The 10,106-nt window shown below is 71.5% G+C and carries 7 protein-coding genes and 1 pseudogene; 3 read left to right on the forward strand and 5 right to left on the reverse strand.

Features of this window, described 5'->3' with window-relative positions; genetic code table 11:
- Nucleotides 1-411, reverse strand: a 411-nt coding sequence (locus AN218_RS26605; protein WP_141747705.1) for a PHP domain-containing protein, incomplete at its 3' end; no start/stop codon positions are given.
- A 484-nt stretch (nt 412-895) separates the two neighbouring features.
- On the opposite strand from AN218_RS26605, the gene AN218_RS26610 reads away from it, so the two are divergent.
- Nucleotides 896-1,918 (forward strand): aspartate-semialdehyde dehydrogenase, encoded by a 1,023-nt coding sequence (locus AN218_RS26610; RefSeq protein ID WP_070019643.1) that lies wholly within the window; start codon nt 896-898, stop codon nt 1,916-1,918.
- Nucleotides 1,919-2,085: 167 nt separating this feature from the next.
- On the opposite strand, the gene AN218_RS26615 is transcribed toward AN218_RS26610, so the two are convergent.
- Nucleotides 2,086-3,129, reverse strand: coding sequence for a S1 family peptidase (locus AN218_RS26615; RefSeq protein WP_070019645.1), 1,044 nt, complete (start codon nt 3,127-3,129; stop codon nt 2,086-2,088).
- 962 nt (nt 3,130-4,091) lie between these two features.
- Between AN218_RS26615 and AN218_RS26620 the strand changes: the two genes are divergently transcribed.
- Nucleotides 4,092-4,538 (forward strand): cell division protein SepF, encoded by a 447-nt coding sequence (locus AN218_RS26620; protein ID WP_070019646.1) that lies wholly within the window; start codon nt 4,092-4,094, stop codon nt 4,536-4,538.
- Between the two features lie 611 nt (nt 4,539-5,149).
- On the opposite strand, the pseudogene AN218_RS26625 reads toward AN218_RS26620, so the two are convergent.
- Nucleotides 5,150-6,734, reverse strand: a pseudogene (locus AN218_RS26625) (MFS transporter); the annotation flags it as partial.
- 496 nt (nt 6,735-7,230) lie between these two features.
- On the opposite strand from AN218_RS26625, the gene AN218_RS26630 reads away from it, so the two are divergent.
- Nucleotides 7,231-8,313 carry a phosphatase PAP2 family protein gene (locus tag AN218_RS26630; protein WP_070019648.1) on the forward strand — a complete coding sequence of 361 codons (1,083 nt, stop codon included), beginning with the start codon at nt 7,231-7,233 and terminating at the stop codon, nt 8,311-8,313.
- 112 nt (nt 8,314-8,425) lie between these two features.
- Here AN218_RS26630 and AN218_RS26635 read toward each other — a convergent pair whose 3' ends face one another.
- Together AN218_RS26635 and AN218_RS26640 are read right to left on the reverse strand one after the other, a co-directional pair.
- Nucleotides 8,426-8,647: an I78 family peptidase inhibitor gene (locus AN218_RS26635; protein ID WP_070019649.1), complete on the reverse strand. Its 222-nt coding sequence runs from the start codon at nt 8,645-8,647 to the stop codon at nt 8,426-8,428.
- Nucleotides 8,648-9,070: 423 nt separating this feature from the next.
- Nucleotides 9,071-10,036 carry a helix-turn-helix transcriptional regulator gene (locus tag AN218_RS26640; RefSeq protein ID WP_070019651.1) on the reverse strand — a complete coding sequence of 322 codons (966 nt, stop codon included), beginning with the start codon at nt 10,034-10,036 and terminating at the stop codon, nt 9,071-9,073.
- Between the last annotated feature and the right edge of the window lie 70 nt (nt 10,037-10,106).

Consider the following 10,106-nt stretch of genomic DNA (forward strand, 5'->3'; position numbering starts at 1 on the left):
CGCCAGGTCCGCCCACTCCAGCAGGGGGCGCTCGGCGCCGGAGGCGTGCGCCGCGGTGACCAGCCGGCACAGCCGCTCCCAGCCCGTCGCTCCCCGCCCGGCGAGGAAGACGGCGCGGGGCGCCGACTCGTCGATGAAGGCACCGCCCTTGACGGGCGTACGGCGGCGGCGCACCGCGCTCTTGGTCTCCGGCCGCCCTGCCACGGCCAGGTCCACCCCGTAGACCGGACGCACTCCCGCCGCCGCGCTCGCGCGGGCGAAGCGGACGGCTCCGGCGAGGGTGTCCCTGTCGGTGAGCGCGACCGCGTCCATGCCGCGCTCGGCGGCGCGTTCGGCGAGCGTCTCGGGGTGCGAGGCCCCGTATCGCAGGGAGAAACCGGAAGCGACGTGCAGGTGCACGAACTTCGGCATCGCACGCACCTCCTGCCGCATCCGCACCTCTGACGTCCTCCGGTACACCCCCACCATAGACCAGGTATCGAACTCTCGTTCGAACAGTGTGCGCGGGGACTCTCCGCAGCTCACCGGCGGTACGGGACCGCCCGGCGCACCCCGGAACACCGCCCGGCGACGGGGTTCCCGAACAGCCCGCGGGGCGCGGCCGGTTGACGCTCCGGCGGCTTCGATACGGCTCGGCGGACGCGGGTGCGGGCGTACGGAAACGAGACGGCTGAGGCAGCGGGGACGGCCGGGGCGGCCGGGGCAGTCGGAGGCGGCCACCGCGTGTGACCGATGTCAAAGAAGTGGCCGATCGTAGCGGCGGCAGGGCAGGGTAGAAGTGCCAGCGCCCGCCGTGAGAGACGGCGGCGCCGCCCGCATGCAGAGCGCAGTCGGGACACGGCCCCGCGCGCAGTCCGCGCGGGGCCGTACAGGACACGCACAGAAGAGGAGCCCCATGAGGATCGGGATCGTCGGAGCCACCGGCCAGGTCGGCAGCGTGATGCGGGAGATTCTGGCCGAGCGGAAACTCCCCGTCGAACAGCTCCGTCTGTTCGCCTCCGCCCGTTCCGCCGGGCGCACCCTTCCCTGGCAGGGCGGCGAGATCACCGTCGAGGACGCGGCGAGCGCCGACTACTCCGGGCTGGACGTCGTGCTGTTCTCCGCCGGGGGGTCGACGTCGAAGGCCATCGCGGAGAAGGTCGCCGCACAGGGCCCCGTCGTCATCGACAACTCCTCCGCCTGGCGGCTCGACCCCGAAGTGCCCCTCGTCGTCTCCGAGGTGAACCCGGACGCCGCCCGGCACCGCCCGAAGGGCATCATCGCCAACCCCAACTGCACCACCATGGCCGCGATGCCCGTACTGCGTCCGCTGCACGACGAGGCGGGGCTGACGGGCCTGGTCGTCGCGACGTACCAGGCGGTCTCCGGCAGCGGTCTGGCCGGCGTCGCCGAACTGAGCGAGCAGGCGAACAAGGCCGTCGAGAGCGACGCGACGCGGCTGACCTTCGACGGCGACGCCGTGGACTTCCCCGAGCCGGACAAGTACGCGCGTCCCATCGCCTTCAACGTGCTGCCGATGGCCGGTTCGGTCGTCGACGACGGTCTGGACGAGACCGACGAGGAGCAGAAGCTGCGCAACGAGAGCCGGAAGATCCTGGACATCCCGGCACTGAAGGTGTCGGGCACCTGTGTGCGCGTGCCCGTCTTCACCGGCCACTCCCTCCAGGTCAACGCCCGCTTCGAGCGCGCGATCACACCGGCGCGCGCACGCGAAGTCCTCGCGGCGGCACCGGGCGTGGAGCTCTCCGACATCCCCACGCCGCTCCAGGCCGCGGGCAAGGACCCGAGTTACGTCGGCCGGATCCGCGTGGACGAGACGACCGAGAACGGCCTCGCGCTCTTCCTCTCCAACGACAACCTCCGCAAGGGCGCGGCCCTGAACGCGGTGCAGATCGCGGAGCTGGTCGCCGCCGAGTGAGGCGGTGACGGCGGCGGGCGAAGGCTCGCGAAGACCGGCGAGCACGACGGAACCCCCGGGCAGGGCCCGGGGGTTCCGCATGTGTGACGGTGCCGTCTCCTTGGCGGACGGCGCTCAGCGTGAGGTCACACCGAGCGCCTCAGACACGTCGGAGGTGTCCGTTCCCGTCAGGGAAGCTCGGCGCCCAGTGCCTCGAGCGCCGCGGGAACCGGCTGGAAGAAGGTCTCGCCACCCGAGGAGCAGTCACCGCTGCCGCCGGAGGTGGTGCCCAGCGCCTTGTCGTCGGCGAAGAGCGAGCCGCCGCTGTCACCGGGCTCGGCGCAGACGTCGGTGTCGATCAGGCCGTCGACGGTGCCCTCGGGGTACGTGACGGAGGCGTCCACGGCCTTGACCGTGCCGTCGTGTACCTGCGTGGTGCTGCCGCTGCGCTGGACCTCCTGGCCGACCTCGGCCTCGGCCGCGCCCGAGATCTCCTGGGTGCTGCCGTTGTACAGGTCCACCTCGCTCGGGTGGTCGGTGTCGCCGGTGTAGGTGGCGATGCCGTAGTCGTTGCCCGGGAACTTGCCGTCGCCGCTCTCGGCGATCGTGTCGCCGCCCTCGCTGTCGGACCAGCTCGAGATGGCCGTCGTGCAGTGGCCCGCGGTGAGGAAGGCCGGCTTGCCGTCGAGCGTGACGTTGAAGCCGAGCGAGCAGCGTCCGCCGTCACCCCAGATGGCGTCGCCACCGGCGATCTTGGTGGTGAACTTGCCCGCGCTGCGCTTCAGTTCGACCTTGCTGCCCTCGGCCTTGGCGGCCTTCTTCAGCTCGGCCAGCTTCGCGCCCTTGACCGTCTTGTCGGCGGTGACGACGACCTTGTTGGTCTTGACGTCCACGGCGCGCGCAGTGCCCGGGATCTCCTTCTTGGTCAGGGCGTCCTTGACCGAGTTGAGCTGGGCCATCGTGTGCTGGACGATCTTGGCCTCGGCGCCGGCCGCCTCGACCTTCTCCTTGGCGTCCTGGTCCGTGACGTTGACGACCAGCTTCTTGGCCTTCGCGTCGTAGTACGACCCGGCGTCACCCTTGATGTCCGACGTGAGCTTCGAGGCGAGCGTCGAAGCCGACGTGCTGGAGAGGGACTTGAGGCTGGGGGCGGCGTCTTCCGCGGCGTTGGCCGTCGAGAGGGTCAGCGACCCGGCGACGAGCGCTGCGACACCCGCGCCCGCGATGACCATCTGGCGCTTCGATATCTTCTTCAACTCTGAACCTCCAGTGGGGGGTTGAGGCCGCCCCGGCTTTTGTGGGGAAGCCCCGGAGGAAGTACGGACACCGACTCCTTGCCCGAAGGAAGTCGCGTCCATGCCAACTCATACCCATGAGTATTACGAGAACGACTCATGTCGCACAAGGCCGAAGCGTGATCGACCCGGCAGAAAGCCGAAGTGCGCAGGCCGACCGTACACAGCGGAACTCATCGCGTCGATCCCTTGTTTGAAGACTGGGGGCGACAACGGAAATTCATGCTCTCAACTGGCACAACAAGCGCACTTGTCCTGTTCTGTCCGCCGATTCCTGTTCGACGCACGGGATTTCGTCCAGGGTGCCGGCACGCGGGCGGCGAAGAGCGCTCCGGGCCGATTACGCGAAGCGTCCGCACCCCATATCCGGGGGGGGCTTCACGAAGGCGCGTTCACGGATTTCCGGGCGCACGCGAGGAGTTCACACACGCCCGCCCGCGCCGTGCACCACGACAGCCGGGCGCGCCCGGCGGCTCCGCTTCCCCGCACCCAACAGGCCGCGCGCCTGCGGAAGATGAGCGGGACACCACGTCCGGGAGCCCGAACACCCCTTTTCCGCCGTGCTGTTGACTCCTCGCACAGTGTTTCGCACGCGTCGCGGGGCGGCATCACTTCAACGGCAGGCCACCATGGTGTGCGGGGCGCTCCGCACCGCCTGCCTCCCCGCCGGAAGTCGTCGGGGATGCGCACGACTTGCACACCGTCACCACACGTGCCCCACAAGTTCCCTGACCCGGCGCCATAAGTTTCTGCACCAGTACCGTCACGAAAACCGTTCTGGGCAGGTAACCACTTGGCGCAACATCCGCATCATGGACGACGATGGGAGATGCGGACTCCCTGGGGGGGAGCTGCTCGATGTGACCGCGGACGGACCGCGCAGAGGAGAGGAGGCGTCCATGGGATCGGTGCGCAAGGCGAGTGCCTGGCTGGGCCTCGTCGACGACAGCGAGATGCGTTACTACGACGACGACTACGCCGAGGGGCCGGAGCCCGGAGACGCCGCCCAGGAGCCCTGGGTCACGGACCCGCGGATCCGGGTGACGGCGGAGGCCGCTCAGGACCAGGGCACCAGAATCGCGACGGTCACGCCCGACGGCTTCCGTGACGCCCGCGGTATCGGCGAACTGTTCCGCGACGGCGTGCCCGTCATCATCAACCTGACCATGATGGAGTCCGCCGACGCCAAGCGCGTCGTGGACTTCGCCGCCGGTCTCACCTTCGGGCTGCGCGGATCCATCGAGCGGGTCGCGACGCGGGTGTTCCTGCTGACGCCGGACGACTACAAGATCGTCGGCGGGGAGAGCCGCCGCGCCTCCGACGGAGGCTTCTTCAACCAGAGCTGATCCGGGCCGAGAGGGGAACGCCGCCGGAGAGGGTCACCGTCCTCCCCGGGGGCCGACGTGTGTCTGCGGAGCCCCTCTCGCCCGGACGGTCCGCGCGCCCGTACGCCGCTCACCCGCGGCCCGACGGCGTCAGGTCGTCATCGCATCACGGCACCGGGATGTCGCAGTTCAGGGCCGCGTGATTCCGCTCAACAGGCCGCTGCCGTCGCCGCGTTCGCGCCCTGGGCCCTTGCCGCTGCCGTTTCCGTCTCCGCTCGCGCCGTCGGCGCCGTTCGCTCCGGCGGTCCTCACCGTCCCCGCGCGCTCCTGGCTCCGGGCGGTCTGCCGCGGCAGCCGCCCGCTGACGGACGGGGAAGCCGTCTGACGCTCGTCGCCGGCCTCGGCCGTGACGGACTGCCCGTGCTCCGGCGCGGTACGGCCCGCGGGCTGCTCCGCCCCGGCGGTCCCGCCCGTCTCCCCGGCCTCCGCCGTCTCCGCCGTCGCCGTCGCCGTCGTCTCGTCGCTCGCCCCGCTCTCCATCGCGCGCGGCAGCCGCAGCGCCGCCAGCGCCCCGAAGAGCANCTCCGCCGTCTCCGCCGTCGCCGTCGCCGTCGTCTCGTCGCTCGCCCCGCTCTCCATCGCGCGCGGCAGCCGCAGCGCCGCCAGCGCCCCGAAGAGCAGCAGTACCGCGCTCGCGATCAGCGTGACGTGCATGCCGTGGACGAACGCCTCACGCGCCGCCGAGCGCAGCGCGTTCCCGGCGGAGCCGCCGACCTGCGCCGCGACGCCGTACGCCTCGCCCAGCGAGTGGCTCGCGTCGCCCTTCGCGGCGGCGGACACCCCGTGAACGTCGCGTACGCCGGGCGCATACGCGGCGTTCATCACGCTGCCGAGCACGGCGATGCCCATGCCGGCCCCGAGCTGGTACGCGGTCTCGCCGATCGCCGCCGCTCCCCCGGAACGCGAGGGCGGCGCCTCGTTGAGCATCGACTCGTAACAGCCGAAGAGCGTCGTCTCCAGTCCGAAGCCCAGCAGCACGAAGCCGCCGACGAGCAGCACGGGCCGGTCCTCGCCGCCGAGCCCGGTCAGGCTGAGCACCGCCGCGATGGTCAGCACGAAGCCGAGTCCGACCATGCGCCGGGGACCCAGCACCCCCAGCAGCCGGGAGCCCGCCAGCCCCGCGGCGATCGCCGCGAGCGAGAGCGGCAGCAGCCGCAGCCCCGTCTGGAGCGGTGAGAAGCCGAGCACGAGCTGCAGATACTGGGCGGCGATCAGCGCGAGCCCCACCAGGGCGAGCACCGTGAGCACGATGCAGCCCACGGCCGTGCCGAAGGCGCGGCGCGCGACCGTACGGACGTCGATGAGCGGGTACGTACGCCGCCGCTGTCTGCGCACGAAGAACCCGAGGAGCAGCAGCCCGGCGGCGAGCGGCACGACCGTCCCCGGTGTGAAGGGATGGCCGCCGCCCGCGTGCTTGACGCCGAGGATGACGCCGAAGAGACCGCCGGCGGCCACGACCGCGCCCAGCACGTCCCACGGACCCTCGCGCGAGCCGGTGGACTCGGGCAGCAGCCAGCGCCCCACGAGCAGCCCCGCGGCCATCAGCGGAAGGTTGACGAGGAAGACCGAGCCCCACCAGAAGTGCTCCAGGAGCACCCCGCCCACCAGCGGGCCGACCGCTGCCCCGACGGCGGCGACGGCGCTCCAGATGCCGATCGCCAGCGCCCGTTCGCGCCGGTCGGGGAAGACGTGCCGGAGGATCGAGAGCGTCGCGGGCATGATCATCGCGCCGCCGACGCCGAGCAGGGCACGCGCCCCGATGAGCATGCCCGGCGTCTGCGCGTACGCGGCGAGCGCCGAGGCGCCGGCGAAGAAGGCGTAGCCGAAGAGCAGCACCCGGCGCCGTCCGATCCGGTCCCCGAGCGTGCCGAAGAGGATCAGCAGGGACGCGCACACCAGCGGATAGGCGTCCACGATCCACAGCAGTTCGACGGAGCCGGGCCGCAACTGCTCGGAGACGGCGGGCACCGCCACATGCAGCACGGTCGCGTCCAGGGCCACCAGCAGCAGGCTCGCGCAGAGGACGACGAGGACGGTCCAGCGGCTGATGTGCGGGCGGCCGGGGGTGGCGGCGCCGGTGACGGAGCGTGCCGCCCCGTGCGCGGATGAGTCCGCCGTCTCTCCGGCCCCGGCTCCGGCCGCGGTGGTCCCGGACATCTGCGCACCTCCTCTCGCGCTCGCTCCTTCGGTACGTGGGGGCACCGGGCCGTGTGCGGCGTCCGTCCGCGAGGACGGTGCGCGGCGCGGGCCCGGAAAGAAGGACGAGTGGCCGTCAGGGTACGCGAGTCTGCCAGGAGGCCGCGTGGCACACCTCACCTACGCCTCACCTGCACCGCACCTCCCCAGAGGCCGCGCGAGACGCACCCGAGGGCCGCCCCGCGGACGCCCGTACGTCAACTCCGGGGCGCGGAAGGGGAATCGGAAGGGAAAAGGCCGGCCGAATTCTGCATCGACCGGCGGTGAACAGAAATTACGCGGCGACATGACCGCGACGTTGCTCTGCGGTATCCGGAATGCGGTGTCTAAACCCCGGATAAGCTGCGGGAATTCGGCCTTGTGAAGGGTTCGGTGAGACACACTCCACATCACATCGTCATCACGAACGGCCGTCACCTGTGCGGCCACGTCTCACAGCCGTTGTAACGTCGACTGGGTGCGTACCGACCGACTGCTCGCTCGGCTGGAACAAGAGCCGGAGCGACCGAGCAACCGCGAAGTCCCGCGGATGAGCCGAACCCGCAAGGCGTTGTTCGGCTTCACTTCGGTGCTCTATGCGGCGATTGTCGTCGCCGTGCTGATCCGGTCAGATCTGGTACGGCTCGACTGGCAGGTCATGCTCTTCCGGCCCTACAAGCAGTGGCCGCAACTCCACGAGTTCCTCGACTACTTCGTCGTCCTCGGACAGCGCGGTCCCACCGCCGTCCTCGTCGCGGCCTGGCTGGGCTGGCGCTCCTGGCGGCAGCGCACGCTGCGTCCGCTGCTGGTGCTGGGCACGGCGCTGCTGGCCCTCAACGCCACTGTGGGCGCGGTGAAAATCGGCCTCGGCAGACTCGGACCGCACTACGCGACGGCCGTCGGATCGCCCGAACTCTTCGCCGGCGGAGACATATTCCCCTCGGGTCACACGGCCAACGCCGTTGTGACCTGGGGCATTCTGGCGTATCTCGCCACCACGCCGCGCGCCCGCAGGGTGCTGTCGGTGGTCGCCGCGAACTTCGCCCTCGGCGTCGGCGCGACGACCGCCTACCTGGGTACGCACTGGGTGAGCGACGTCCTGCTCGGCTGGGCCGCCGGGCTGCTGATCCTCCTGGGCCTCCCGTGGGCCGAGCCCGTCATCGCCTGGGCCGAGGACCGCATCCAGGCCTGGAGGGTGCGGACACGCGCCACGAGTCCCGGCCGCCGTCTGGTGCCCTCGCCGCTCTCCCCCGTCGCCCGGCGCACGCTGCTGCCGCACACGGGCGGACGGCTGTCGGCGGAGGAGCTGGCGGCGGCGCAGGAGGAGGCCCAGCACGGCGAGACCGCGGTCATCGGCGGCCGTGCCGCTGCCACGTCCTCGTCGGGGACGGGCATAGGGGCGGCGCGGGTCTGTCATCCGGGGCCGATGCGTCAGCATCCGCTGCGCGCGGAGCGGGCGCCCGTCAGCCCTCAGCCGCCCTCGGGGCCGCACCGCCCCTACACGGACCGCCCGTCGGTGCGCGCGGTCCAGTCGGGTCCCCTGGGCCCGCGCGGCAAGTAGCCGTCCGGACAGCCGTGTTGCGGCCCCGGTGCCCTCTCGGGGCGCCGGGGCCGCAGTGCTGTGCGCTGGGTGTGTCGTGCGCCGTGCGCCGTGCGCCGAGGGGTACGGGTGCTCAGCCCTTCCAGCAGCGCACGACCTCGCCCGTGCTCTTGTCCACGGCGAAGTTGAGCCGTCCGCTCAGGAACTCCATGGTGATGATCGCGTCCGGCGGCAGCGACCGCACCGTGCTCCAGCCACGTGCGCGTGCGCGCTCCTCCGCCGCTTCCGCGGAGAGTCCGACGTAGCTCTCGGTGTCGTCCTGCGGGCTGTCCTGGGCTGCGGATTCCGGTGCCATGCCGCCACCGTACCGCCGGAAGTCCGGGCCGTATCGTCGGCTGGTCACACTCTTGTCACAAGGGCCGCCGTACGCCTCGGCGTTCACCGTGTCACTCGTACGGGGCTTCTCTGCACGGGTGCATTCCGGCTCACCCCGGGCACGGATTCCCGTACCGGAATTCCGGCGCGGACCGGCCGTCAGAAATTCGGCGGCGCCCGTCAATTCACCGTGGCGCCGGTGGTCCGGTAACGCTGCGGAGGCGCCGGTGACTTCTGCGTCGCAATCGCTTGCACAATTCCGGCGTAACGCGCTCTCCCGCCGTCCGCGCTCCCCACTCCCGCGGGTACGGGGAAGTCACCGCGGAAGCGGACGGGAACCGGCGGGGAAGCAGTGGGGAAGCGGCTGCGCGGAAGGGAAGGGCAGCAGAGCGGAAGGAAGTCCTCAACTTTCCCCGAGCGCCCGGTCCAGCCGGTCGCGCAACGCCCTGACCTGGTCGAACAGCCCCTCGGGGGCGCGTACTTCGAAGTCGAATCCCAGCATCAGGATGTACGGAAGGATCACTTCCAGGGAGGGGCCGCCGGTGCGCAGCAGACAGCGATGCTCGTCGACCGCCTCCAGCGTGCCCGTCGAGAGCGTCACGACCTCGGCCGCCCGCTCGACCGGCACCGCCAGCAGCACCGTCACCTGCTCCGGATAGGCCCGTACGGCGACGCCCTCGGAGACCCACGCCGCGAGGTCCTCGGCCGGGGGCGTACGCGCGGCGAAGCGCGGGCCGTGCGGCGGTGTGAGGGTGATGCGGTCGACGCGGAAGGTGCGCCAGTCCTCGCGCTCGGTGTCCCAGCCGACCAGATACCAGCGCCGGTAGGTGCTGACCAGCCGGTGCGGTTCGACGGCACGCCTGGTCGTGGTGCCGTCGTGCGCCTCGTACGAGAACCGCAGTTGCTGGTGATCGCGGCAGGCGTGGGCGAGTTCGGCGATGACGGACGCGTCGGCGGCGGGCCCGCTGTGCGCCCGCGTCATCGGGACGGTGTAGAGGTTCAGCGCGTTCACCCGGCGGCGCAGCCGCTGCGGCAGCACCTGTTCGAGCTTCGCGAGCGCCCGCGCGGAGGACTCCTCGATGCCCTGTACGCCGCCGCCCGCAGCGCCCCGCAGACCGACGGCCACGGCGACCGCCTCCTCGTCGTCGAGGAGCAGCGGCGGGAGTTGGGCTCCGGCGCCGAGCTGATAGCCGCCGGCGGTGCCCGTGCTGGAGTGCACGGGATAGCCCAGGCCGCGCAGCCGGTCCACGTCCCTGCGGACGGTGCGCGGCGTGACGCCGAGCCGCTCGGCGAGTTCGGCGCCGGACCACTCGCGCGGGGACTGGAGGAGGGAGAGCAGGCGCAGCAGCCGTGCCGAGGTCTCGACCATGGTCATGAGTCTGCCACCGGTCGAGGACAGGTGCTGTCCTCGACCGGTGGCAGCCCACTGGGGTCACCTG

Source organism: Streptomyces nanshensis (assembly GCF_001751255.1).
GTDB classification, from domain to species: Bacteria; Actinomycetota; Actinomycetes; order Streptomycetales; family Streptomycetaceae; genus Streptomyces; species Streptomyces nanshensis_A.

Bases quoted from the DNA above. Each gene is read 5' to 3' on its own strand.
- AN218_RS26615 (WP_070019645.1), bottom strand. From the start codon at position 3,129: ATGGTCATCGCGGGCGCGGGTGTCGCAGCGCTCGTCGCCGGGTCGCTG.
- AN218_RS26620 (WP_070019646.1), top strand. From the start codon at position 4,092: ATGGGATCGGTGCGCAAGGCGAGTGCCTGGCTGGGCCTCGTCGACGAC.
- AN218_RS26635 (WP_070019649.1), bottom strand. From the start codon at position 8,647: ATGGCACCGGAATCCGCAGCCCAGGACAGCCCGCAGGACGACACCGAG.
- AN218_RS26610 (WP_070019643.1), top strand. From the start codon at position 896: ATGAGGATCGGGATCGTCGGAGCCACCGGCCAGGTCGGCAGCGTGATG.
- AN218_RS26640 (WP_070019651.1), bottom strand. From the start codon at position 10,036: ATGGTCGAGACCTCGGCACGGCTGCTGCGCCTGCTCTCCCTCCTCCAG.